Origin of the sequence: Clostridium ganghwense (assembly GCF_026735165.1) — a bacterium.
GTDB classification, from domain to species: domain Bacteria; phylum Bacillota; class Clostridia; order Clostridiales; family Clostridiaceae; genus Clostridium_H; species Clostridium_H ganghwense.
Genome location: NZ_JAPQES010000003.1, coordinates 1 through 24,663, shown reverse-complemented (window position 1 = coordinate 24,663; position 24,663 = coordinate 1). Strand labels below are relative to the sequence as shown.

Here is a 24,663-nt window from a genome sequence, read left to right as displayed (position 1 = left end):
CATGGCTAGGCTTAATGTCAATCCTACAAGAATGGAGCTCACAAAACTAAAAAAGAGATTGGTTACTGCTACAAGGGGGCATAAGCTTTTAAAAGACAAGCAAGATGAGCTTATGAGAAGATTTATTGACCTTGTAAAATATAATAATCAGCTTAGAAAGAGTGTAGAAGAAGAGCTTGGAAGTTCCTTCAAGGATTTCGTTATGGCTAGAGCATTGATGTCTTCTGAATTATTAGAGGAAGCGATTGCTTATCCAAAGGAGCACATTACTGTTGATGTTTCAACTAAAAATATAATGAGTGTTAATGTTCCTAAAATGGAATTTAAAAGAGCACTTGGAGATGATGAAGGAAGTATTTATCCTTATGGTTTTGCAAATACTTCAGGAGAACTAGATGGAGCTATAGAAAAGCTTTATGGAATACTTCCAAAGCTTTTAGAACTGGCAGAAGTTGAAAAGTCTTGTCAGCTTATGGCTGATGAAATTGAAAAGACAAGAAGAAGAGTTAATGCACTTGAGTATATGACAATTCCTCAGCTTCAAGAAACAATAAGATATATTCAAATGAAGCTGGATGAAAATGAAAGAAGTGCCTTAACAAGACTTATGAAGGTTAAGAGTATGATGGAAGAAGCAGATGCAAAAGCAGCAGAAAATGCTTAAAATATCATGAAAAAGGGTGAAAAGCATATTGATTATACTTAGGTATAGTTAATATGCTTTTTTTATATTTTATTTTATTTGTTGTATGTAATAAAATATAAATAATGAGATAGTTATGATATAACGTGGGAGTGAATTTGATTTGAGAGATTCTGTAAAAGTTATAATAAAAAATGAAAAAGGGATTCATGCACGAGTTGCAGCTATAGTAGTACATAAGGTAGATGAATTAGAGAAAAAATATAATGTACAGTTTTTTATCTATAAAAATACAAAAAAAGTACCAGCTAAGAGCTTAATGCCATTAGTACTATTGAAAATTAAACAAAATGAAGAAATTTTACTTGAAGCTGTTGGAGATAGAGTAAAAGAGCCTTTAGGCGAGATGGGAGCATTTCTTCAAAGTGATTTCAATATTTCAGATGAGAGTACTATAAGCCAAGTAGATAATATTATTCATGATAATACCATAGCATGGGAGCAAATATTTGAAAGTTTGGCAAATGGACTTATAGTTTTAGATGAAAATGATATAATAACAGTTTTTAATCCAATGGCTGAAAAAATACTAAATGTAAAAGCTAATGAAGCTATAGGTAAAAATATATATGAGATTATTCCTAAAGAAGAAATGGGTATAATTTGCAACAATGGAAAATCAAAAATAGGTTTAAGAAAAGAGATTAATAATACTATTGTACTTTTAAATGAAACACCAATATTAATAGAAGGAAATAGAAAGGGATCTGTAATATCTTTTCAAGATATTTCAAATATAGAGAAATTAACAGGAGAGTTAAAGGAAGTTAAAGAACTAAAAGAAAGATTACAGCTTGTACTAGATTCAGTGCAAGATGGAATATGTGTTATAGATAAAGAGGGATATGTAACTTATGCAAATGAAGCTTATTACAAAATACTTAAAGAAGAACCTGAGAAAGTAATAGGTGTTAATATATCACATACTTCTCCAAATGGATTAAGACAGCAGGTGTTGTTATCAGGAAATAATAAAAGAGGCGTTATAGTAAAAAAGCCTAATGGTGTTGTAATGGCTGCAGATGTAAGTGCAATTAAGGTTTATGGAGAAATAAGAGGTGTTGTTTCAGTAGTAAAAGATCTTACACAGATAAGGAAATTATACAAAAATTTAAATGAAATAACCGCAAAGGCTGAGTATCTTGAAGAAGAACTTTTTAGGACTAAAAAACCTAATGAAGCTTTTAAAAAGTTTATAGGTAATAGCGGTAAGGTAAGAGATGCTTTGGCTATTGCAACAAAAGCTGCTAAAAGTTATTCTACTGTTTTGATAAGAGGAGAAAGTGGAACGGGAAAGGAACTTATTGCAGAGGGGATACATTTTGCCAGTAGTTGTGCTGATGGACCATTTATAAGGGTTAACTGTGCAGCAATTCCGTCTAATTTGCTTGAAAGTGAATTGTTTGGACATGAAAAAGGTTCCTTTACTGGAGCTATCAAAAGAAAGTTAGGAAAATTTGAATTAGCTAATAAAGGAACAATTTTTTTAGATGAAATAGGAGAAACTGATAAAAGTATGCAGGCAAAACTTTTGAGGGTACTTCAGGAAAGAGAATTTCAAAGAGTTGGTGGAGAAGAAACAATAAAAATAAATGTTAGAATAATTGCAGCTACTAATAGAAATCTTGAAGACATGGTTAAAAGAGGTGATTTTAGAGAAGATTTATATTATAGATTAAATGTAATTCCTATATTTTTACCACCTTTGAGAGAACGAAAACAAGATATACCTATTTTAGTGGAATATTTTATAGAAAAGATAAGTAGAGAAATGAAAAAAGATATTAATGGTATAAGTAATAAAGCTTTAGATACTTTCATAAAATATAAATGGCCTGGTAATGTTAGAGAACTTGAAAATTTAATAGAAAGAGTTGTTGCATTATCAGAAGATGAATATATAGAAAATGAAGATCTTCCTATATATATTAAACAGGATAATAGTGATGACAAACTTGAAAACTTAAATAATGTTAAGGAGAAGAAAAATAATATAAAGAGTGAAATTGAAAATAGTGAAGAAATATTAAAATTAAGTGATTATGAAAAAATTATTATTGAAAAAGCATTGAAGAAGTATGGAAGCTATAATGCAGCTGCAAAGGTTTTAGGTGTTACACATAAAACAGTAGCTGCTAAAGCAAGGAAGTATGGAATACAAAAAGTTATCAGTTGGGAAAAGTGAACATAGTGGGAAAAAGTATCAGAAGAAAAGTGTTAACTTGATACTTTTTCCCAATAAGTTTTAAATGAAAAGTAAAACGATTACAATGTGATGATTCCTCAATCTTAGGAAAATAGAAGGTTTGAAGAAATTATAGTGAAAATGTTTACATTTGGCACGGCACTTGCTAAATATATAAGTGAAAAAATTAAACAAAGGAGGAATCATCATGTCACATTTTTTAGCAGAACTTATAGGAACATTATTATTGATATTATTGGGAAATGGAGTAGTTGCTAATGTTGTTTTGAACAAAAGTAAGGGGCAAAATTCAGGATGGATTGTAATTGCAACAGGCTGGGCATTAGCTGTTATGATTCCAGCATTTATCTTTGGAAGTGTAAGTGGAGCTCATTTAAATCCAGCTGTAACATTAGGATTTGCAGCTATTGGAAAATTCTCTTGGAATGAGGTGCCAACTTATATAGCTGCTCAGTTTATTGGAGCATTTATAGGAGCAGTTTTAGTATGGTTAATGTATTTACCACATTGGGAAGAAACAGAAGATAAAGGAGCAGTTCTAGGTTCGTTCTCAACAGGACCAGCTATAAGAAATAATATTTCAAACTTTATATCAGAATTTATAGGAACAGCAGTTTTAACTTTCGGAATATTGGGAATAGTATCTCAACAAATGGCTGAAGGGCTTGGTGCATTAGTAGTTGGTGGATTAATTTGGTCAATAGGTATTTCATTAGGAGGACCTACAGGATATGCAATAAATCCAGCTAGAGATTTAGCTCCTCGTATAGCACATGCTATTCTACCTATTAAAGGTAAAGGAAGTTCTGACTGGGGATATGCATGGATTCCAGTGATTGCACCAATTGTTGGAGGAATTGCAGGAGCAGTATTATTTAAATGTGTATTTGGAGCTTAATAGCTTAATAATAAAAAAATAAATTTAAGATAATTAAGTTCAATAAAAATATATAAAACGGGAGGAATATAAAATGAAAAAAATAATAAACAATCCAAATGAAGTGTTAAACGATATGTTAAAAGGAATGTGTGCTGCACATCCTGAATATTTGAAAAAATTAGAAAATGCGAATGTTGTTGCACGTGTTAACACACCAGTTGAAGGAAAAGTAGCTTTAGTAAGTGGTGGTGGAAGTGGACATGAACCTGCACATGGTGGATATGTAGGATATGGAATGCTTGATGCTGCTGTTGCAGGAGAAGTTTTCACATCACCTACACCGGATCAAGTATATGAAGCAATAAAAGCTGTAGATTCAGGAAAAGGAACATTACTAGTAATAAAGAATTACAGCGGGGACGTTATGAATTTTGAAATGGCTAAAGATATGGCTGAAATGGAAGGGCTAAATGTAGAAGCTGTTATTGTAAATGACGATGTTGCTGTTGAAAATAGTACTTATACTACAGGAAGAAGAGGAATTGCAGGAACTGTATTTGTTCATAAAATAGCAGGTTCAAAAGCAGAAACAGGTGCTTCACTTGTAGAAGTAAAAGAAGTAGCAGAAAAAGTTATTGCGAATGTTAGAAGTATGGGAATGGCAATAAGTCCATGTACTGTACCAGCAGCAGGTAAACCTAATTTCACTTTAGGAGAAAAGGAAATGGAAATAGGTATGGGTATTCATGGAGAACCTGGAACTCATAGAGAAGAATTAAAAACTGCAGATGAAATAACTGATCACTTAGTTTCAAAAATATTAGAAGATATGCCCGTTAAACAGGGAGAAGAAGTAGCCGTTATGGTTAATGGATTAGCTTCTACACCTTATATGGAACTATACATTGCTAATAAAAAAGTTAGTGAAATTTTAGCAGAAAAAGGAATTAAAGTTCATAAAACTTTTGTTGGAGAATATATGACTTCACTTGAAATGGCAGGATTCTCAGTTTCAATATTAAAATTAGATAAAGAATTAAAAACATTATTAGATGCTAAGGCAGATACACCTGCATTTAAAGTATTTGGTTAATTAATATATAGAATTTAAGATTTGATAATAATTAGATAAAGAGTAAATAAGAAAGGGATGGTAAATATGGCAGTAAAGGCAGTAGACATAATGAAAATATTAAAAAATATAAGTACTGTAATGGATGAAAATAAGCTATTCTTAAGTGAATTAGATGGAGCAATCGGAGATGGCGATCACGGACTAAATATGAATAAAGGTTTTAATGCTGTAGTAGAAAAGCTTGAAGGCAGTGAAGAAAAAAATATAGGTAATTTATTAAAAACTGCTGGAATGGCATTGGTTTCAAATGTAGGTGGAGCTTCAGGACCATTATATGGAACAGCTTTTATGAAGGCGGGAATGAAAGTTAATGGAAAAGAAGAAGTAGATATAAATGATTTTGCAGCAATGGTGGAAGAAGCTTTAAATGGAATCAAAATGAGAGGTAAAAGTGACGTTGAAGAAAAAACAATGATTGATTCTATACAACCTGCATTAAATGCTTTGAAAGAATCAATAGATAAAGGATTAAGCAGCATAGAAGCTTTGGAAAATGCTGTTAAGGCAGCTGAAAGCGGTGTTGAACATACTAAAGAAATAGTAGCTACAAAGGGAAGAGCAAGTTATTTAGGAGAGAGAAGTATAGGACATCAAGATCCAGGTGCAACATCAAGCTATCTAATATTTAAAACTATTTATGAGAATATAAAATAATTAACTTAATGGAGGACAAAACATGGTAGGAATTGTAATAGTATCGCATAGTAATAAAGTGGCTGAAGGAATAAAGGAACTTGCTGGTCAAATGGCTGCAGATGTGCCAATGGTTGCTGCAGGCGGAACTTCAGATGGAAGACTTGGAACAGATGTTGAAAAAATAATGAATGCTATACAAGAAGTTTATTCAGAAGATGGAGTAGTAATACTATTTGATTTAGGAAGTGCATATATGAATTCTGAAATGGCAATAGAATGTCTACCTGAAGATATGCAAAAAAATATTGAAATAGTAGATACAGCTCTAGTTGAAGGAGCAGTTTCGGCAGCAGTTGAGAGCAGCATAAATGGAACTTTAGAATCAGTAAAACAATCAGTAGCAGCTATGAGTCTTGGTAAAATGCCATAATAGATGTAGCTAAAGAATAAAGGAAGGTATATAATAGTATTGGGTATTAACCCAATACTATTATTTTTTCATAGGAGGAAGCTTTACATGGCAGTTAGAGAAATAGTTAAGGTTGGAAATGATGTTCTAAGACGTAAAAGTAGAAGAATTACAGAGATTAATAATGAAACATTAGAAGCAATTCAAGATTTAAAAGATACATTATATGCAGGTGATGGAGTAGGACTTGCTGCTCCACAGATAGGTATATTAAAAAGAGCATTCATAATAGATTTGAGAGATGGAAGTGAACCTTTAATTCTGTTAAATCCTAAAATAATTAAAAAAATAGGTAAATATGAAGATGTAGAAGGATGCTTAAGTTACCCAGGACATGAGGGGATAGTGGTAAGACCTAGAAGAGTAATTGTAACTGGTATGAATGAAAAAGGAAGAATAGTTCAATATGAAGCAGAAGGACTTATGGCTAGAGCTATATGTCATGAAACAGATCATTTAGATGGAGTACTTTATATGGATGTAGCAAAAAAAGTATACAAAATAGAAGAGTAGACAAATAAAAAGAGAGAATAAAAGAAGTAAAGATATATTTAGATATATATATCTTTACTTCTTTTTATATATGAAAAAATATCATGAATTTTAACTTATTAATTTTTATATTTAATTATAAGGCTGTATATTTATGAAATAGATATGCCTTTGCTGCTAAAAACTGGTCCTATAACTGGAAACTTAAATTTTTGAAAGATATATACATTATTACTTAAGTTTAGTTTTTTACTGATGTATACATTTACACCTTCATATTCAAAAAGTGTGTAATGATTATTAATATCTACAAAATCATTAGAAAGCTCAATCCATAAGCTTTTTCTAATGCCGCCTCCACATCCGCAACCACTGGTTGTGACTCTAATGACGAAGGAAGCGTTCATATTTTTAGCTGTTTTTAATGCTGTATTATTAATTGTTATCATAGAAAATCACCTCCATACCATATATGGGTATATATTAATTGTAATTTGTAGAGTAAAAGCTTGTCAAATAGATAGTTTTTCCATACAAATGAATATAAAGTTAAAAAATATTATTTACAATACGAAATAGCTAGTGTATACTACTGTATATACAGTAGTATATGGAGGTGTAAAACATGAGAGAAAATGTAAGGAAATTAACATTTACGGCATTATTAACTGCTTTTGCAATTATAATACCACTTTATTTTGGTTTTTTAAGGGTGGTTATACCACCAGTATTTTCAGCAACTCTTGCATCACATGTACCAGTATTTTTAGCAATGTTTTTAGGTCCAGGAGCAGCTGTTGTAGTTGGAGTAGGATCTGCATTTGGATTTTTAATTGCTCTTGGACCATATATTGCAGCTAGAGCTTTTATGCATGTATTTGTAGGTATTATAGGAGCTTATCTGCTTAAAAAGGGAGTGGATTTTACAAAAATAGTAATTGTTACGGCACCAATACATGGAATATTAGAAGGATTATCAACTATACCATTTATGGGGGCTAAAGGGTTCAGTATTAATTATGTTATATTGACTATAGGAATAGGTACATTACTTCATCATTTAGTAGATGGTGTTATATCAGGAGTACTTGTACAAGCACTAAATAAAAGTGGGCAAGCTAACTTTATTAAAAAAGCAGCGGCCAAATAAAAGGTATCTACATAAAAGTTACCTACTTTGTAGGTGGCTTTTTATTTATATTTGCTACTACAGTTTTTGTTCTTTCTCTCCAATTTGGTAGTTTAATGTTAAAGCAATTTTTTAATAGAGTTGTTTCTATAGCAGAATAATGAGGTCTAGGAGCGCAATTAGGTATATAATTTTGAGGAATTTCAATGATTTCTTTTTTTATATTTGAACAATCTAATATATATTTTACCCATAAGGATTTATTAACTGGGTCAGGATTTGCACAATTATATATTCCATAATAATTTGTAGAAAGCAATATATCTACAGCAGTGCATACGTCTTCAATATAGGTTGGACTTCCTATTTCATTAGAACACATAAAAACAGGAACATCTCTATTATTAAGTATTTTTTGAATAAAGTTATTTTCTTCACCAAAGAGCCAGCCACATCGAATAATAAAAAATTTGTTATATAGAGTTTGGATTAATTTTTCACCAGCAAGTTTTGTTTTGCCATATACATTAATAGGAGTACAGTTATCAGTTTCATAATAAGGACTTTCTTTTTTACCATCATATACATAATTTGTTGAGAGATAAATAATTGGAATATCCAAAGAATAACAACTATAAGCTACATTTAAGCAGCCTATAGTGTTTACAGTATAAGCTAAGTTTTCGTTTTTTTCACATTTCTCTATATTATCTATTTCATCACAATGAATAACTATTTCAGGATTAATATTAGATATAGTTCTTAATGTTTCCACTCGGTTAGTTATATCTAAGGTATTTTCATTCATTAAAAATATTTTATGCTTATTTCCTAAGTGTTTTGCAAAAGCTTTTCCTAAAGGTTTATCTCCACCAGTTATTAATATATTCATATCTACCTCCTAAAAAAGTTTGTTATTAAATTTTATGATAACAAAGGTTAAAATGATGCATTTATATAAAGTTTTATTATATAAAAAGTTATGATATTAATGTTTTAACATTGACTATATCTGTTATAATTGTATTATAAGTAAAAAAATACAATTAATATAAAATTACAGAAAAAATTATAAATAATGTTATATAATAATAGGAGTGGGGTAAAATGGAAGATAATGAAATCTATATAGATAAGGAAGTAATAGAAAAGGTTATATTTGAATTAAAAGAGATAAATAATTGCTGTCCTGATTATGTGTTAAAGAAAAGGATAAGTGATGTAACAAATATGTTAATGAAAGCTTCTAATTATAATGAGGATAAACCATTACAGGAAATAATTCATGAGAAAATGAAAGAAGCAGCGCATAGAAATCCAGAATTACATTCAAAGTTATATATGCTTTATAGAAGTTTGTCAGAAGGAAAAACTTCAGAAGAGGATGCGAGACAATTATTTGAAGCTTATTTGCAAATATATCCCTATGATACATTAATATATTGATAAAAAGGTACCAAAAGGTATCTTTTTATTATACAATAATTTACGAAGAATATTGAAGAAAAAGGGGGCGAGTGTAACTTTATGACTTTAAAGAAAAATGATTTACAATTAGAAAAGGAAAATTTAAAAAATATAAAAATATGGATTAAAAAAGAAATTGAATCTATCGCTATAAATAAAGAAAAATTGAAAGAGAAAATAGCTCATCTTAAGAAAAAAACAAGAAGTTATAATGTTGAATTAGAAATAAACAATAAGTTATATAAAAATACAGCTAAAAACTATAAAAAATATAGTGAGGCTATGGAACAGCCTTATTTTGCTAGAATAGATTTTAAAGAAAATCTGAGAGAAGAAGAGAACTTTTATATTGGAAAATTTGGATTATATGATAGTAAAGATGAGGAAGAGATTGTAATAGATTGGAGATCACCTATTGCAGATTTGTATTACAGTGGTACTCAGGGAAAGGCAAGTTATGATGCACCAGTAGGAGAGATTTATGGAGAGCTTTTATTAAAGAGAAAATTTTTATTTAAGAATTCAAAAATAGTTGATATATTTGATGAAGGAATAAATGATATAATTCTTAAGACGGGTATGGGAGAAGAAGAAGGAAATTCACTTATAGATGAGTTTTTAAAAATAAACTTAGAAGAGAATGTAAGCAGTAAACTTAAAGATGTAGTTGCCACTATTCAGAAAGAGCAAAATGATATAATAAGAGCAGATATAAATAAACCTATAATTGTTCAAGGTTCTGCAGGTTCAGGAAAGACTACGGTAGCGCTGCATAGGTTAGCTTATTTACTTTATAGATATAAAAATAAAATTGAAGGAAAAGATATTTTGGTAATAGCACCTAATAAGTTATTTTTAGATTACATATCTGAAGTTCTACCAAGTTTAGGAGCGGATGATGTTACTCAAATAACTTTTGAGGAAATGGTATCTTCATATTTAGGAATACATAAAAAAATTTATAATAAAGATGAAAAATTAGGATACATATTAGAATGTAAAGATAATAATATAAAAAAATTAGCTCTGAATAGTAGCAAACTTAAGGGGAGTGCAATTTTTAAAATTTTAATAGATAGATATATAAGATATTTAGAAATAAGAGATACAGACATAGAATCTATAATGGTAGAAGAGTATGTGTTATTTGATAAAAACTCAATTAAAAGACTTTATGCGAAAGATTTAGTACATCTTCCATTAAATAAAAGAAAAGATGAAATGCAAAGATACATTAATGGTAGAGTCAATGAAAAAGTTAGGGGAATATGTGACGAAATAGAGTTAAAATATTCCGATGATATAAAAAATATTAAGAAAAGTATGAGTAATGGAGAAGAACAAAGAAAGAAAATAATAGAATTATATGATAGAAGAGATAAAGAAACGGAAGGCATCAAAGATAAGGCACTAAAATCGGTAAAAGAATATTTTAGAAATTGGAAGGATAAAGATATTTTAAAGTTATATAATCAATTTTTAACTAATGAAGAAATTTTTAATGAAGTTACAAAAGGTAAAATTCCTAAAAATTTATCAGAATATATGATGACTGAAATAAGAGAAAATTTAAATAAAGGTATTATAGATAGTGATGATTTAGCTGCACTTATGTACTTAAAATTTAAAATTGATGGAAATAATAATAAATATAAGCATATAGTTGTAGATGAAGCACAGGATTATAGTGTATTCCAGCTTGAAATTTTAAAGGAAATGTCAACTAATACTTCACTAACAATAGTTGGAGATGTGGGTCAAGGAATATATTACTATAAAGGAATTGAAGAATGGGAAAAAGTTATAGATGATACTTTTAAAAAAGAAGCAACTTATGTTCAAATGACTCAAAGCTATCGTTCAACAGTAGAAATTATAAATTTTGCAAATAAAGTATTAAGAAAACAAAAGAATAACTTAAAACCTGCACTGCCCGTATTAAGACATGGAAAAGAACCAGAAATTATAAAATTTGATAATGATGAAGAATTTGTACTAAAGCTTGATAAAATAGTAAAACAGGTTGAAGCTGTAGGAAAGAATAATATAGCAATAATAGGTAGGCACTTAGAAGAATGCTCAAAGATACATGAAATTGTGGAAAAGCACAGTGTGTATAAATGGAATTGTATTAAGGACAATGATACAGATTTGAACTTAGGAAAGATAATTTTACCATCATATATGACAAAAGGATTAGAGTTTGACTGTAGTGTAATTTACAATTGTAATGATGAGAATTATAAAAATATAGAATTAGATAAAAAATTATTATATGTGGTTTTGACAAGAGCATTACATTTAGAATATATATTCTATAATGGAAATAAATCTATTCTTATAGAGTAATAAGTTTGCTAAAAGGAAATAATAAATTTATAGATTAGAATTTTACAACAAATATTAAATAATAAAAATTATTATTTAATATTTGTTTGTTTTATGATAAAATATAACTATTAAAATAAGGTTAGGGGAAATAATTTAATTTGAGGAGGGAATTAAAATGAGTACAGTTGAATTAAAGAATAGCATTTATTGGGTAGGAGTTAAAGATCCTGGGCTTGAAGTTTTTGATATAATAATGAAGACAGAAAAAGGAACTACATATAACTCTTATATTATAGATGATGAGAAAGTTGCAGTTATAGATAGTGTAAAAGACGGATTTTTTGACCAATCTATAGAAAGTATAAAAGAAGTAATAGGAGATAGAAAGGTTGATTATATAATAGTTCAGCATACAGAGCTTGATCATAGTGGTTCTGTTAAAAAGATGTTGGAAGTTTATCCAGAAGCAGTAGTTGTTGCCTCACCTGCAGCTATAAATTATTTAGGTGATATTTTAAATAGAGAGTTCAAATCAGAAAATGCATCAAAGCTTGGAGAACTTAATTTAGGTAAACATACATTGAAATTTGTGTCTGCTCCAAACTTGCACTGGCCAGATACTATATTTACTTATGTTGAAGAAAAAAATATTTTATTTACTTGTGATGTAACTGGAGCTCATTATTGTCCACAAAATATAATAATGGAACATCATAATGAGGATTATTTAAAAGAGTTCACATATTATTTCAATGTAATAATGGGACCATTTAAGAAATTTGTTTTAGCAGGGTTAGATAAAATTAAAGGCTTAGATATAGATATGATAGCACCAAGTCATGGTCCAATTCATTCTGGTGAATCTGTAGAAAAATCTATTGAATTATACAAAGAAATGGCAACTGAAGAACCATTAGAGAAAAATGTTCAAATTTTATATATATCAGCTTATCACAATACAGAGGAAATGGCTAAATATCTAGCAGAGAAAATTAGTGAAAAGGGCATAAGAGCAGAAGCACATGAGATAACTTCTATGGATATAAATGAAGCTGTAGAGCTTGTAAATAAAGCAACTGGAATACTTGTAGGTTCTCCAACAATTAACCAAGATGCAGTTGAACCAGCTTGGAGATTACTAACTTCAATATGCGTGATACCAAATAGAGGAAAAGCAGCAGCAGCCTTTGGTTCTTATGGATGGAGTGGAGAAGGAGTTCCAATGATGAATGATAGATTAAAATCTATGAAGTTTAAAACTTTGGATGAAGGATTTAGATTTAAGCTTGTACCTTCAGAAAAAGATTATAAAATGGCAGATGAGTTTTTAGAAAGATTTATGGAAATATTATAATAATTTTACCGTATAAAAAGAAGTGGCAATCAAATTAAATAAAAAAGGAACATAAATGTAGACTAAGACTAGATTTATGTTCCTTTCATTTTATTTAAAAATCAATTTTTTATTAGAAAAAACATTGATATTATAATCTAATAAAGTTTTATATCTGAATATCAAATATTTTATCTAATCTAGTTAGTTTAAAAACTTTCATAACCTGTTGATTAAGTGAGTGAAGTTTCAAACTACCATTTAACTCCATACATTTTTTATAAATACCTACTAACACTCCAAGTCCTGTACTGTCAATAAATGTGCAATTACTAAAATTAAGCACAAAATGTTTTTCGCCGTTACTAATTAAAGTGTTAACTTTTTCTCTAAACTCAGTAACTTCATCTACTGAAAAATTCTCAGGGATTAACATATTTATATCATTCATTTATATTCACCTCAAACTATAAACTTTTCTACAAGATTATTTAAATTGCTTGCCATAGCACTAGTTTGTTCTGAACTAGCAGCTAGGTTTTCAACTATTGAAGATTGTTCCTCAGCAGCAGCAGCAACTTCTTGACTATGTGATGATGTAGTTTCAGTAATAGTTGCAACTGAGTCAATAAGTTTTACTATTTGATCAGAACTTGCAACTTCATCTTTTGTAACATCTACTATTTTTTCAATATCTTGTACTATTTGTACTACTGCATCTATAATTGCAACAAATGATTTATCAGTTTCATTTGCCACAAATACTCCATTTTTAACTACTTCCGTACTAGAATTCATAGATTTTACTGCTTTATCTATTTGAATTACCATTTCATTTACCAATGAAGAGATTTCACCTGCACCAATATTTGTTTGTTCTGAAAGCTTACGAACTTCATCTGCAACTACTGCAAAACCTTTTCCGTGTTCACCAGCTCTTGCAGCTTCAATAGCAGCATTTAATGCTAATAAATTAGTTTGGTCTGAAATATTGTTAATTGTGCTAATAATTCCGCTAACTTTTTTAGAAATTTCATCTAATACTTTTAATACATCTGATGTTTCAGTTGACATTGTATTTATATTTTCAATAGCTTCAACTGTTTCTTTAATTTTTATTCGCCCTTGTTGTGCAGCATTCATAGTATGTTCAGAGTTATTTTTAGTTGTAAGTGCTCTTTTTTGAGCTATTTGAACTAAACTAGAAAGTTGAACTAAAACTTCTGAGGTTTCAACTATTGAATTATTTTGATCATCTGCATTAGATGCCACTTCTTGTATACTAGCAGCAATTTGCTCAGTTGATGAACTTATTTCTTCGCTAGAAGCAGCTATTTCTTCGGAAGATGATGCTAATTCTTCTGATGCCTTTCTAGCATTACTTATTATATTTGCTTGTTGTTCAATCATTTCATTAAAGTATTCACCTAAAGTTTGTATCTCATCCTTTGTAGTTATTTTAGCTCTAACTGTTAAATCTCCATCACCTGCTTTAATCATTAAGTTTTCTAAAGCTTTAATTGGATTTATTATATTTCTTGTTGTTAGAAAATAAGCTAAAAGTATTGAAATGAGTAATGATAATATAGTTATTATTATTGTATCTTTTTTAATTTTTGTTGCTGCAGACATATATTCATTGTATTCAGCGGTTACTGCTACAACCCATTTATTGGCTGGAATAAATCTTACAAATTTACGAATTCCTTCATAGGTATAATAGCCTTCAGCACTTTCACCAGATTTTATTTTATCTACTAGAGATTTTAATTCCGCATTATTTATATCACCTACATTTTCTTTGAAAATTTTTTCACTTTTAGGATGATATACAATTAACCCATTCTTATCAATCATATAGGCATATCCATTCTTACCTATCTTTACTTCAGAAGCATGATTAGAAATTTTTTCGAATCTAATAGTTCCAGTTATTGTACCTACAACCTTACCGTCAAGCATTAGAGGATAGGTAATTGCGATTACAGGTTTATTTGTAACCTTAGATAATATAATTTGACTTTCAGTTGCAGAGCCTTTTAAAGCATCTTGTACATAGTCACAATCACTTAAATTAACATCATAATTTTCATTTTCACTACTAATAATACCTTTACCTAAAGTATCTGTAATAATTAACTTTTCTATATGATCATTATTCTCGTTTTGCAGTTTTGATAAATATTTAAAAACTTTGGAACTAAGTGTGCTATCTCCAGCTGAAAATCTAGCTAAATCTTCATTATGACTTAGAAGTTGAATATACTTATTTACTGAATCTACAGTTTCATTTATGGCATCTCCTGTTTCCATAGTAATTTCTCTTAGTTCTTCTTCGGTTATATGCTGTATTGAACGTGAAGACATATTATGAGAAACAACCCCTAAAGTAATAAGTGGAATTGATATAAATATAAAGAACATCGAGACTAATTTAGTTTTTAGACTTACTTTCATTTTTATCCTCCATTTTCAAGTTGAATTCTTCAGTTAAAGATTTTTCTATAATTAAAATATTGTCTTTTAAGTTAATTTTATCTGCAAAACACTTCATTAGAAATAATCCTCTCCCGTTCTCTTTTAATAAATCATCATCTGATAATTTATCTGGAATAGTTACATTTTTAAGTATATTTTCTGAGCTCTCTAGCTCAAACTTTACCTTTGTACCATTATAGATATATCTTAAGTAAATAGGTTTATCGATTCTATTCTTATTTCCATATTTAAAAACATTTGTTAAAGCTTCTGTAAGTATTAATCTAATATCAAAATAGTGGTTAAAAGCATTTAAATCAGTAACAATGTTATCAATAATCTCTTTATATTTTTCTAAACCCAATAAAATAAATTCATTTCTTTTTATCTCCAACTAATTATCACCTCACTTTATCTCTAATGCAAGCATTGTACAATCATCTTTTAGTCCTTCCATATCAGTATACATAGCATTTAAATCAATATTTAGATGATTTTTGAATTCAGTTATTGAATTTGTTTTAAGATAGTTTTCTTTTAGTTTATCATTATCAAATATAAATTCTAATCCATCGGTAAAGAAGTAAAATCTATCCCCTGATTTAAAATGAATTATTTGTTCGTCAAATATACTATTTTCAAACATACCAAGAAAAGGACCTTTAACAATTCTTTCTTCACATTTATGATTATTAGTTTGAAAGATAAACTGATTAATGCCGGCACCGACCACTTGCGTTTCGTTATTTTTAAAATTAAAACTAAAGCAGCAAGCTGCAATATATGTTTCTCCAAGAAAGTCGGATACTTTAATATTTAAATCATGAATTATGCCGGCAGGGGTTTGATTATCTAATACCGATTCATGGAATAAAACATTAAATGCATAAGTATAAAGTGCCGCTGTAACACCTTTACCACTTACATCCCATATTATTCCTATAACTAGATGATCATTTATCTTTTCTATATGGTAAAAGTCACCACCAACTGTTTTGGATGGAGTATAAATTACCTCCATATTAATTTTATTAGGAAGAGGAAATTCGTTTTGTAAGGACTGTCTTTGTAATTTTGCAGCCTTATCTACCCCTGTTTCTTTTAATATATTTTGCATATTCAACATTTCTTTTGCCATTATGCCTATTTCATCAGTATTTTGAGATAAAAGTTTCAAAGAGTTATTGTCAGTAAAATTAAATTTAGCTGTATTTTTAATCAAGTGTGTAATTTTCACAATAGGTTTTGCAATTGATTTTCCAATATGTAATGAAATTAGTGTGATAATACAAATTGATAAAAGTGTTGATATTATAATTAGAAAAAGTTGTTTTTCTAATGGTGAATAGACTTCATTTAAAGGTATTGTAAAACCTAAAATCCAACTATTGGATAAATGAGAATAACCTAATATTTTTTTCCCTTTAAATTCATATTCGATAATTCCTGAATTTTTTTTGCCTATTTCTTCTATCATAAATTTTAAATTACCATTTTCTATTGATTGTAAATTATCTTTAGTTTTAAAAGTAGGATGAATTAAAAATTCATATTGATTATTCATTAAAAAAGCATATCCAGTATCATATATTTTCATGTTTTTTATCGTATTTTTCATTGCATCTATATTAATGTCCATACCTACAATACCAACTAAAACATCATCTTTAAATACTGGTTCAGTATAAGAAATAATATCTATGTTTAAATCAACTTCTTCATAAGGAGCGCTCCATACACCTTTTTTTTCTTTTATAGGATCATAATACCAACGCATCTCATCGTTATTAGGATAAAAATCTTCTATATAAGGATCGGCAGGATCTGGATCAGGATTTAATTTTTTTAACGTTCCATTTTTTTCAGCATCAGCATACCAAATCTCATGTACATCTTCTGTCAACTCAGGATTAAAAGTAAAATATACTGCTTCTACTCCATTGGTTGTATGTATTCCTTGAGCTTTATTTGCATCTTTAGCAATTTTTTTAATTATGGAATCCATCATTTTTTCATATTGTTTAATATACTCATTAGGATTTTTGTTGAAGTTTTTCAAGTCGAATGTTGCAGCAGTATAATGTTGTAAAGTATTTACTGAACTTTCAATTCCTTTAAAATCAGAGTTAAAACTATTAGAATAATTCTGCGGAAGTAATGTCAATTTTCCAACGATTTCTCTCTTCAAAAAATTATAGTTTGTAAGTATGCCGATAATACTTATTAATAACGCCATAATAAGAGAACATAAAATCATTGCACCTGTTATCCTAACTCTAATTTTGTTAATAAATTTTATTTTCTTCATATAAAATCTCCCTAATTTACTTTTATTAAGCTGCAAAAAATTTTCTGATGTACCAATATAGAAGGGATTGAATTTAATTCATAAACATAAAAGGTATCTATAATTAATAGATACCTTTGCTTTAACATTTTTACAATAATAATTTGTATTTATATGTTTCGGCAAACTGGCAATCATAGTAATTTATTTACCTTAGACCCATGTTTTTGCGTCCTTATCTTTCGATAAGTTTGCTATTATCGTTATATATCTACCTTTATTTATATATTGAATTTTTAGTCTTACATCATATTCGATATTTTTTGTCAAAATCCTTTTTTATTCTATAAGTTTATCGATAAATTTTCAAGTTTTTTAAATAATTTAAGATTTATAACTATTAATCAATAAATTTACTCTTTGAGTGATAATTTTTAGCATTATTAAGAAGTAATAAGATATACTATCTTTAAGAATCTAAATAATATATATAGAATGGTATGTTAAAAGTAATCAGATACTATTTTTGAAAATTAATCATATTTTTTTATTATTATGATAATATAATAATGTAAAATTAATCTGTGTAGGGTGTACTGCACTAGATATAATGAGGAGTGATTAAAATGAATAAAAGAGAGATAAGAGAGTTTTTATCAGATAACGGGCTTAATGATGTGGAAGAAATAAATTATAAAGAAGAAATATTTATGTTAAGATTTTTTTATGACTTTGATAAAGCTGAGATATCAGCAGCTAAGAGTTATGCAACTGATGAAAGTGATGATGTAGAAAATGGTGAGGTATGGAAAGAACAATTTTTTATACCATATTTAAATGACTTAGCAGAAGACAATGTCGGGGAAATAATAGAAGAAGCTACTGAAGAATTTGATTTACTAGCACAATATATTTCTTATGATATAGACGAAGAAGAAGAACAGAATGAATTTATTGTAGCATTTTCTGAAGAGGAATTTGATATTGAAGATATTTTAGCAGAATTAAAATTATAATGTGGAGTGATATAGAGTTTGAAGAGTTTGATATTTATGGCGTCACCTAATAAAAATGGAAATACACAAGCTATGCTAGATACTTTTCTAAAAGGTTTAAAGGGAGAAGTTCACATAATTTATTCTTATGATGTAAATGTTAAACCTTGCATTGATTGTAAATTTTGTTACACTCATGAAGGAGAATGTTCATTAAAAGATGATATGACATCTATTTATAAAAGAATTAATGAATGTGATAACATAATTGTATTCTCTCCTATGTATTTTGCCTCTTATCCAGGAACATTTAAAAATATAATAGACAGAACTCAGGTTTATTGGAGTAAAACATACATATTAAAATATAAAGATTCTAATAAGAGTAAGAAAGGGATGTTGTTTTTAAATGCAGGGAGTGAATGGAAAGATATGTTTAAACCTATGGAAAACATATTTAAATACTTTATAAAAAGTATAAATGGAGACATAACAGAAAAATTATATGTATCTGATACTGATAACAATCCAGTGGAAAATAATCCTAGAATTTTTGAAAAAATATACAAAATTGCAAGTAATATATAAATAAGCACAAGCTATGTTTTATGGCTTGTGCTTATTTTTGCGTATCATAATATATTAAATATGAATAATTAATGGAAAAAATAAACATATTCATGAAAAATATAGCAAAAATAATACAAAAAACTTTAAAAGATATAACTTGTAAACATATACATTGAAATATTGTGTAATAATCTTGTATAAATCAAGAAATGTGATATAATATTTAACGGGATTAGATATATGTGATTATATATATATATGATTATAAGATATATTGACAGAATAAGATGATAAAAAGAAAAAATAATTATGAAAATGTTTATTTATAAAATTAGGATGTTAAAACGGAAAGGTGGAGGTTATTAATATGATTAATACAGATATAGCTATGGGATTAGTTAGAGTTACAGAGGCAGCTGCTCTTAGAGGATCAAAGTTTATGGGAAGAGGAGATAAAAATGCTGCTGACCAAGAAGCTGTTAATGGAATGGAAGATGCATTTAATATGATGCCGATTTGTGGAACAGTTGTAATTGGAGAAGGAGAACTTGATGAAGCTCCAATGCTGTATATTGGACAAAAAGTAGGTATAGGCGATGAAAATATGCCAGCGATGGATATTGCGGTAGATCCTATTGATGGGACAGTTCTTATTGCAAAAGGATTACCTAACTCTATAGCTGTTGTTGCAATGGGACCTAAAGGAAGTCTTTTGCATGCACCTGATATGTATATGAAAAAGATTGCTGTTGGAGAAGGAGCAAAGGGTGTTATAGATATTAATAAATCACCAAAAGAAAATATGTTAAATGTAGCAAAAGCTTTACATAAAGATATAACGGAATTAACTGTAATTGTTCAAGAAAGAGACAGACATAATTATATAGTAGAACAGGCAAGAGAAATTGGAGCTAGAGTAAAGATGTTTGGAGAAGGTGATGTTGCTGCTATTTTAGCATGTGGATTTGAAAACACTGGAATAGATATAATGATCGGAACAGGTGGAGCACCAGAAGGTGTTATAGCAGCTGCAGCAATTAAGTGTATGGGTGGAGAAATGCAAGCAATTCTTGAACCTCATACAGAAGAAGAAAGAGAAAGATGTATCGCTATGGGTATAGAAGATGTGAATAAGGTATTAACAATAGATGATTTAGTGAAATCTGATGACGTATATTTTGGAGCTACAGCTTTAACAGATTGTGATTTGTTAAAAGGAGTAGTGTATTCTAAAAATGATACAGCTACAACTCATTCAGTTGTTATGAGATCTAAAACTAGAACAATAAGATTTGTTGAAGCTATACATCATATAAATAGAACTTGTCTTTTATAAATAAAACAAAAAGAATTTTAACGACTACAAATACGATTTTACTTGTTTGTGGTCGTTTTTTTATTTTTAATATGAGTTTAAGAAAGATTTATGGTGCATATTAAGTATATAAGAAGTTATTTTATGTATAAAATTATGGATAAAAGTTTTATTATATTGTAAAATATATAAAAAACAATTATATAAAGCAGTATTAAAATTTAGATTAGAAAACTAGAAAAGAGAGGAAAAAGAATGGCGATAACAGTTGAAAAATTAGTTGAAGATTTAGATCTTGAAGTATTAGTAGAAGGTAAAGCAGGAGCAGAAATTAGAACTAGTGATATAAATAGACCAGGACTTCAATTTGCGGGATACTACAGCTATTTTGCTAATGAAAGAGTTCAAATAGTAGGGAAAGCTGAGTGGAGCTTTTTAGAAACGATGCAGATTGAAGTTATAAAAAAGAGAATGAGAAAGTTTTTTAAATTTGAAACACCATGCATTATTATAGCTAGAGGTTTAGAACCTCATGATGAGTTTATAGAACATGCTAAGCTTAATAATAGATGGGTACTTAGAAGTAAATTATTGACTACACAAGTGGTAACAAGACTTAAAAATTATCTTGATTCTGAACTTGCACCTGAAACTAGATTACATGGTGTTTTAGTGGATGTATATGGTATTGGTATATTGATAACTGGAGAAAGTGGTATAGGAAAAAGTGAGACTGCTCTTGAACTTATAAAAAGAGGTCATAGATTAGTTGCGGATGATGCAGTAGACATAAAAGAAATAGATGGCAATTTACATGGAACAGCACCATATATAACTTCAGGTATGATGGAAGTTAGAGGAATGGGAATAATTGATGTGCCAGCTCTTTATGGATTGAGTTCAGTATTGGAAGAAAAAACTATTGATTTTGTAATATACTTAGAACAATGGAAAGCTGAGCAAAATTATGATAGATTAGGCACTGATAAACAATATTTAGATATATTAGATATTCCAGTTAAAAAAATAACTGTACCTATAAGACCAGGTAGAAATATAGCAGTTATCATAGAAGCAGCTGCTGCAAATTATAGATATGGTTTAGTATCTAAGGTATCTCCAGTAGAAACGATTGATAAAAGAATGGAAGAAATGTTTGGTAATGGAAAGTAAAGAAGAGATAAGAGAGCATATAAAAAGAAAAAGAGCTTTAATGAGGAACGGCGAAAAAGAAATTTTAGATATTTCTATATTTAGTAAATTAATAAACAGTAAGGAATATAATGAGGCTAAATATATTTTTGTATATGTAAGTTTTTCTGGTGAAGTAGATACGCATAAAATTATAGATTATGCATTGAAAGATAATAAGTATATATGTGTTCCTAAGGTTATTTCAAAAGAAAAGGGTATGAAGGCAGTTCAAATAAAGAACTTAATGGAATTAAAAAAGGGAGCTTATGGAATTTTAGAACCTGAAAGCTTTAAACATGAAATAGATGAAAAAAATATAGATTTAGTATTAGTTCCAGGAGTAGCTTTCGATAATTTTGGAGGAAGGGTAGGCTATGGGGGAGGGTTTTACGATAGATTTTTAAAAAATCTTAATCAATATACAGTAAAGCTTGCCTTAGCTTATGATTTTCAAGTTATGGACAAAGTTCCTAAGGATGAACTTGATGTTTTGGTAGATAGAATAATTAATAACTAAAAAGTAAAAACTAAGCGTGCTAAATAAATTTGGTTGGTGATAATATACAAGTAAACTTTTTCATTTGAAAATTTATGGTATAATGGATAATGTGACTTAAATAGACTATATATTCTTATAATACAACTATATAGGAGGAAAGAAAATGGAAAAGAAAAAGAGTTTAGAAAAAAAATATGAATATGCTTGGGACAAATATTCTAAGGAAGATTTAGAAAAAGTATTTGAATTAAATGATAGATACATAAATTTTATGTCAAAATGTAAAACAGAAAGAGAATGCATAGACGAATTTATAGTACTTGCAGAAAAAGCAGGATATAAAAATATAGATGATTTAATAAAAGAAAATGGCAGTCTTAAGGCTGGAGACAAAGTATATGGAAATAACATGGGCAAAACTTTAGCTATGTTTACAATAGGAAGTGAAAGTTTTGAAAAAGGAATGAGAATACTTGGAGCTCATGTTGATTCTCCAAGACTAGATTTAAAACAAAATCCATTATATGAAGATACAGACTTAGCATTACTTGATACTCACTACTATGGTGGAATTAAAAAATATCAATGGGTAACATTACCTCTTGCTATTCACGGAGTTATGATTAAGAAGGATGGAACTGTTGTAAATGTTGTTATAGGAGAAGATGCTAATGATCCAGTGGTAGGTATTTCAGACCTATTGGTTCATTTATCAGCAGATCAACTTCAAAAGAAGTTAGCTAAAGGAATTGAAGGTGAAGATTTAAATATTTTAGTTGGAAGTATGCCAATTGAAGATAAAGAAGCTAAAAGCAGAGTGAAACAAAACATATTAAAGATATTAAACGAAAAATATGATATAGATGAAGAAGATTTTGTATCAGCAGAACTTGAAGTAGTTCCAGCTGGTGCTGCAAGACATTATGGACTTGATAAGAGTATGGTTATGGCTTATGGTCATGATGACAGAGTATGCTCATTTACATCTTTTGAAGCAATGCTTAAAATGCAAAATCCAACAAAAACTTGTGTAACTCTTTTAGTTGATAAAGAAGAGGTTGGAAGTATTGGTGCTACAGGAATGCACTCTAGATTCTTTGAAAATGTAGTAGCAGAAGTTATGAATCTTTGCGGAGATTACAATGAACTAAAGGTTAGACGTGCGCTTTCAAATTCTAAAATGTTATCATCAGATGTAAGTGCTGCTTATGATCCAAACTATCCATCAGTAATGGAAAAGAGAAATTGTGCTTACTTTGGAAAAGGTATAGTATTTAATAAGTACACAGGAGCAAGAGGAAAATCAGGCTGCAATGATGCGAATCCTGAGTATATAGCACAAATAAGAGCTATGATGGAAAAACATAATGTATCATGGCAAACATCTGAACTTGGAAAAGTAGACCAAGGCGGCGGTGGAACTATAGCGTATATACTTGCTGAATATGGTATGGAAGTTATAGATTGTGGTGTTGCAGTACAAAACATGCATGCTCCATGGGAAGTTGTAAGTAAAGCTGATGTATACGAAACAATGAGAGGATACCATGCATTTTTACAAGAAGCTTAATAAATAATTAAGTATTTCTGGAGAGATGGAAATGGATAAAATTCTTCAGTTTATAAACAATCCAGCCAATAAGAAAAAAGTATATATAGTGTTTGTATTGATAGGGCTGGGATTGATATTTAATACAATAAAAAGAGTAATAGATGAACTGAACAGAAAAAAATAGATTACAGGTATGTGGGAGTGTTTTTGATATAGTCCTGCATACCTAATTTTTATTAGAATTTTCATAGAAATATAATATAATTATTTGAAAATACAAAACAATGTTTGACTTATATGAAAATTTTTTGAAAATAAAAATTATGTTTTTCAGTATTGAAAAATTATAAATGACGTGCTATACTGTAAACGTAGACAGGTAATGTCATATGTAATTTTTATAAAATTTAATAATATTATGTATTTTGAATTGGACATTTGCGTGTTACTGATTCGATCAGGCAAGGCATGACCAATGGTAATAAATAAGATGAAGTTATATTTATTATTTGTATTATAATTATAAAGTTCCAAGAGGGGATTTTTATAATTGGATTTATGCAGTTAGTTATTTTTAACTGTATAAGTTTAAGGGTAATACAAATACTAAATATGAGTTTAATCTTTGTTACTATTGTTCATGCCTTTTATGTTTTGGTTAACACAATAAAATGACCAACAAAATAATGAGGAAGGAGAAAATCATATGTTTAAAAAATCATTTGGTGTTTTGCAACAAGTAGGTAAAGCATTAATGTTACCAGTTGCATTACTACCAGCAGCAGGTTTATTGCTTGCTTTTGGTAATATGTTCCAAAATCCACAATTTTTATCAGCTGTTCCAGCGTTAAATGTACATTGGTTTCAAGCATTTGCTAAAGTTATGGAACAATCAGGAGGAATTATTTTTGGTAATCTTTCATTATTATTCGCAGTAGGAGTTGCAGTAGGTTTAGCAGGAGGAGAAGGTGTTGCAGGACTTGCAGCAATAG

Annotated in this window: 25 protein-coding genes and 1 riboswitch; of the genes, 19 read left to right on the top strand and 6 right to left on the bottom strand. The window is 28.9% G+C overall.

Translation table 11 applies throughout. The annotated features are described in order from the left end of the window. The first annotated feature begins 1 nt into the window (after position 1). The 7 genes from OXH55_RS09400 (at position 2) to def (ending at position 6,542) form a co-directional block, all read left to right on the top strand. Positions 2-664: a V-type ATP synthase subunit D gene (locus OXH55_RS09400; protein ID WP_268049683.1), complete on the top strand. Its 663-nt coding sequence runs from the start codon at positions 2-4 to the stop codon at positions 662-664. 142 nt (positions 665-806) lie between these two features. Beyond that, complete coding sequence (locus tag OXH55_RS09395; RefSeq protein ID WP_268049682.1) at positions 807-2,888, top strand: sigma 54-interacting transcriptional regulator; 2,082 nt, start codon at positions 807-809, stop codon at positions 2,886-2,888. Positions 2,889-3,096: 208 nt separating this feature from the next. Further along, entirely contained in the window at positions 3,097-3,807 is a 711-nt protein-coding gene (locus OXH55_RS09390; RefSeq protein ID WP_268049681.1) for an MIP/aquaporin family protein, read from the top strand. Between the two features lie 73 nt (positions 3,808-3,880). Continuing rightward, entirely contained in the window at positions 3,881-4,882 is a 1,002-nt protein-coding gene (gene dhaK / locus OXH55_RS09385; RefSeq protein ID WP_268049680.1) for a dihydroxyacetone kinase subunit DhaK, read from the top strand. Between the two features lie 66 nt (positions 4,883-4,948). After that, positions 4,949-5,578, top strand: a complete 630-nt coding sequence (gene dhaL / locus OXH55_RS09380; protein ID WP_268049679.1) for a dihydroxyacetone kinase subunit DhaL — start codon at positions 4,949-4,951, stop codon at positions 5,576-5,578. A 22-nt stretch (positions 5,579-5,600) separates the two neighbouring features. Next, positions 5,601-5,990, top strand: a complete 390-nt coding sequence (gene dhaM, locus OXH55_RS09375) for a dihydroxyacetone kinase phosphoryl donor subunit DhaM (RefSeq protein WP_268049678.1) — start codon at positions 5,601-5,603, stop codon at positions 5,988-5,990. Between the two features lie 87 nt (positions 5,991-6,077). Beyond that, positions 6,078-6,542: a peptide deformylase gene (gene def, locus OXH55_RS09370; RefSeq protein ID WP_268049677.1), complete on the top strand. Its 465-nt coding sequence runs from the start codon at positions 6,078-6,080 to the stop codon at positions 6,540-6,542. Positions 6,543-6,673: 131 nt separating this feature from the next. Here the strand turns inward: def and OXH55_RS09365 are convergent, their stop codons facing one another. Next, complete coding sequence (locus OXH55_RS09365) at positions 6,674-6,970, bottom strand: hypothetical protein (protein ID WP_268049676.1); 297 nt, start codon at positions 6,968-6,970, stop codon at positions 6,674-6,676. Between the two features lie 176 nt (positions 6,971-7,146). Between OXH55_RS09365 and OXH55_RS09360 the strand changes: the two genes are divergently transcribed. Continuing rightward, the gene (locus OXH55_RS09360) at positions 7,147-7,671 is read left to right on the top strand and encodes an ECF transporter S component (protein ID WP_268049675.1); all 525 of its coding nucleotides are present in this window, start codon (positions 7,147-7,149) and stop codon (positions 7,669-7,671) included. A 22-nt stretch (positions 7,672-7,693) separates the two neighbouring features. Here the strand turns inward: OXH55_RS09360 and OXH55_RS09355 are convergent, their stop codons facing one another. Beyond that, the gene (locus OXH55_RS09355) at positions 7,694-8,542 is read right to left on the bottom strand and encodes an SDR family oxidoreductase (RefSeq protein WP_268049674.1); all 849 of its coding nucleotides are present in this window, start codon (positions 8,540-8,542) and stop codon (positions 7,694-7,696) included. Positions 8,543-8,757: 215 nt separating this feature from the next. On the opposite strand from OXH55_RS09355, the gene OXH55_RS09350 reads away from it, so the two are divergent. The 3 genes from OXH55_RS09350 (at position 8,758) to OXH55_RS09340 (ending at position 12,802) form a co-directional block, all read left to right on the top strand. Further along, positions 8,758-9,096 (top strand): hypothetical protein, encoded by a 339-nt coding sequence (locus OXH55_RS09350; protein WP_268049673.1) that lies wholly within the window; start codon positions 8,758-8,760, stop codon positions 9,094-9,096. Between the two features lie 81 nt (positions 9,097-9,177). Beyond that, positions 9,178-11,466: an RNA polymerase recycling motor HelD gene (gene helD, locus OXH55_RS09345; RefSeq protein ID WP_268049672.1), complete on the top strand. Its 2,289-nt coding sequence runs from the start codon at positions 9,178-9,180 to the stop codon at positions 11,464-11,466. A gap of 157 nt (positions 11,467-11,623) precedes the next feature. Beyond that, the gene (locus OXH55_RS09340; RefSeq protein ID WP_268049671.1) at positions 11,624-12,802 is read left to right on the top strand and encodes an FprA family A-type flavoprotein; all 1,179 of its coding nucleotides are present in this window, start codon (positions 11,624-11,626) and stop codon (positions 12,800-12,802) included. 148 nt (positions 12,803-12,950) lie between these two features. On the opposite strand, the gene OXH55_RS09335 is transcribed toward OXH55_RS09340, so the two are convergent. From OXH55_RS09335 to OXH55_RS09320, 4 genes are read right to left on the bottom strand one after another with little or no spacing between them, the layout of a single operon-like run. Then, positions 12,951-13,232, bottom strand: a complete 282-nt coding sequence (locus tag OXH55_RS09335) for an STAS domain-containing protein (RefSeq protein ID WP_268049670.1) — start codon at positions 13,230-13,232, stop codon at positions 12,951-12,953. 11 nt (positions 13,233-13,243) lie between these two features. Next, positions 13,244-15,238, bottom strand: a complete 1,995-nt coding sequence (locus OXH55_RS09330) for a methyl-accepting chemotaxis protein (RefSeq protein WP_268049669.1) — start codon at positions 15,236-15,238, stop codon at positions 13,244-13,246. Then, positions 15,216-15,653 carry an ATP-binding protein gene (locus tag OXH55_RS09325; RefSeq protein ID WP_268049668.1) on the bottom strand — a complete coding sequence of 146 codons (438 nt, stop codon included), beginning with the start codon at positions 15,651-15,653 and terminating at the stop codon, positions 15,216-15,218. Before OXH55_RS09325 ends, OXH55_RS09330 begins: the two co-directional genes overlap by 23 nt. Positions 15,654-15,665: 12 nt before the next feature. Then, a complete protein-coding gene (locus tag OXH55_RS09320; protein WP_268049667.1) occupies positions 15,666-17,567 on the bottom strand; it encodes a SpoIIE family protein phosphatase in 1,902 nt (633 codons plus the stop codon). A gap of 157 nt (positions 17,568-17,724) precedes the next feature. Beyond that, positions 17,725-17,812: riboswitch (cyclic di-GMP riboswitch) on the bottom strand. A gap of 360 nt (positions 17,813-18,172) precedes the next feature. Here OXH55_RS09320 and OXH55_RS09315 point away from each other — a divergent pair. The 8 genes from OXH55_RS09315 to OXH55_RS09280 all read left to right on the top strand — a co-directional run. After that, the gene (locus OXH55_RS09315) at positions 18,173-18,562 is read left to right on the top strand and encodes a hypothetical protein (RefSeq protein WP_268049666.1); all 390 of its coding nucleotides are present in this window, start codon (positions 18,173-18,175) and stop codon (positions 18,560-18,562) included. Between the two features lie 18 nt (positions 18,563-18,580). Beyond that, positions 18,581-19,129 carry a flavodoxin family protein gene (locus OXH55_RS09310; RefSeq protein ID WP_268049665.1) on the top strand — a complete coding sequence of 183 codons (549 nt, stop codon included), beginning with the start codon at positions 18,581-18,583 and terminating at the stop codon, positions 19,127-19,129. Between the two features lie 349 nt (positions 19,130-19,478). Continuing rightward, entirely contained in the window at positions 19,479-20,447 is a 969-nt protein-coding gene (glpX, locus tag OXH55_RS09305) for a class II fructose-bisphosphatase (protein WP_268049664.1), read from the top strand. A gap of 234 nt (positions 20,448-20,681) precedes the next feature. Beyond that, positions 20,682-21,599, top strand: a complete 918-nt coding sequence (gene hprK, locus OXH55_RS09300; protein ID WP_268049663.1) for an HPr(Ser) kinase/phosphatase — start codon at positions 20,682-20,684, stop codon at positions 21,597-21,599. Next, entirely contained in the window at positions 21,589-22,137 is a 549-nt protein-coding gene (locus OXH55_RS09295) for a 5-formyltetrahydrofolate cyclo-ligase (protein ID WP_268049662.1), read from the top strand. Before hprK ends, OXH55_RS09295 begins: the two co-directional genes overlap by 11 nt. A 145-nt stretch (positions 22,138-22,282) precedes the next feature. Beyond that, positions 22,283-23,689 (top strand): aminopeptidase, encoded by a 1,407-nt coding sequence (locus tag OXH55_RS09290; RefSeq protein WP_268049661.1) that lies wholly within the window; start codon positions 22,283-22,285, stop codon positions 23,687-23,689. Between the two features lie 31 nt (positions 23,690-23,720). Continuing rightward, positions 23,721-23,855: a hypothetical protein gene (locus OXH55_RS09285; protein WP_268049660.1), complete on the top strand. Its 135-nt coding sequence runs from the start codon at positions 23,721-23,723 to the stop codon at positions 23,853-23,855. 522 nt (positions 23,856-24,377) lie between these two features. Further along, the coding region (locus OXH55_RS09280; RefSeq protein ID WP_268049659.1) for a PTS transporter subunit EIIC at positions 24,378-24,663 on the top strand (286 nt) is incomplete at its 3' end.

What these genes read in the sequence shown, in the direction of transcription:
- OXH55_RS09400 (WP_268049683.1), top strand. Translation starts at nt 2, where the DNA reads ATGGCTAGGCTTAATGTCAATCCTACAAGAATGGAGCTCACAAAACTA.
- OXH55_RS09390 (WP_268049681.1), top strand. Translation starts at nt 3,097, where the DNA reads ATGTCACATTTTTTAGCAGAACTTATAGGAACATTATTATTGATATTA.
- dhaK (WP_268049680.1), top strand. Translation starts at nt 3,881, where the DNA reads ATGAAAAAAATAATAAACAATCCAAATGAAGTGTTAAACGATATGTTA.
- dhaL (WP_268049679.1), top strand. Translation starts at nt 4,949, where the DNA reads ATGGCAGTAAAGGCAGTAGACATAATGAAAATATTAAAAAATATAAGT.
- dhaM (WP_268049678.1), top strand. Translation starts at nt 5,601, where the DNA reads ATGGTAGGAATTGTAATAGTATCGCATAGTAATAAAGTGGCTGAAGGA.
- def (WP_268049677.1), top strand. Translation starts at nt 6,078, where the DNA reads ATGGCAGTTAGAGAAATAGTTAAGGTTGGAAATGATGTTCTAAGACGT.
- OXH55_RS09365 (WP_268049676.1), bottom strand. Translation starts at nt 6,970, where the DNA reads ATGATAACAATTAATAATACAGCATTAAAAACAGCTAAAAATATGAAC.
- OXH55_RS09360 (WP_268049675.1), top strand. Translation starts at nt 7,147, where the DNA reads ATGAGAGAAAATGTAAGGAAATTAACATTTACGGCATTATTAACTGCT.
- OXH55_RS09355 (WP_268049674.1), bottom strand. Translation starts at nt 8,542, where the DNA reads ATGAATATATTAATAACTGGTGGAGATAAACCTTTAGGAAAAGCTTTT.
- OXH55_RS09350 (WP_268049673.1), top strand. Translation starts at nt 8,758, where the DNA reads ATGGAAGATAATGAAATCTATATAGATAAGGAAGTAATAGAAAAGGTT.
- helD (WP_268049672.1), top strand. Translation starts at nt 9,178, where the DNA reads ATGACTTTAAAGAAAAATGATTTACAATTAGAAAAGGAAAATTTAAAA.
- OXH55_RS09340 (WP_268049671.1), top strand. Translation starts at nt 11,624, where the DNA reads ATGAGTACAGTTGAATTAAAGAATAGCATTTATTGGGTAGGAGTTAAA.
- OXH55_RS09335 (WP_268049670.1), bottom strand. Translation starts at nt 13,232, where the DNA reads ATGAATGATATAAATATGTTAATCCCTGAGAATTTTTCAGTAGATGAA.
- OXH55_RS09330 (WP_268049669.1), bottom strand. Translation starts at nt 15,238, where the DNA reads ATGAAAGTAAGTCTAAAAACTAAATTAGTCTCGATGTTCTTTATATTT.
- OXH55_RS09320 (WP_268049667.1), bottom strand. Translation starts at nt 17,567, where the DNA reads ATGAAGAAAATAAAATTTATTAACAAAATTAGAGTTAGGATAACAGGT.
- OXH55_RS09315 (WP_268049666.1), top strand. Translation starts at nt 18,173, where the DNA reads ATGAATAAAAGAGAGATAAGAGAGTTTTTATCAGATAACGGGCTTAAT.
- glpX (WP_268049664.1), top strand. Translation starts at nt 19,479, where the DNA reads ATGATTAATACAGATATAGCTATGGGATTAGTTAGAGTTACAGAGGCA.
- hprK (WP_268049663.1), top strand. Translation starts at nt 20,682, where the DNA reads ATGGCGATAACAGTTGAAAAATTAGTTGAAGATTTAGATCTTGAAGTA.
- OXH55_RS09295 (WP_268049662.1), top strand. Translation starts at nt 21,589, where the DNA reads ATGGAAAGTAAAGAAGAGATAAGAGAGCATATAAAAAGAAAAAGAGCT.
- OXH55_RS09290 (WP_268049661.1), top strand. Translation starts at nt 22,283, where the DNA reads ATGGAAAAGAAAAAGAGTTTAGAAAAAAAATATGAATATGCTTGGGAC.
- OXH55_RS09285 (WP_268049660.1), top strand. Translation starts at nt 23,721, where the DNA reads ATGGATAAAATTCTTCAGTTTATAAACAATCCAGCCAATAAGAAAAAA.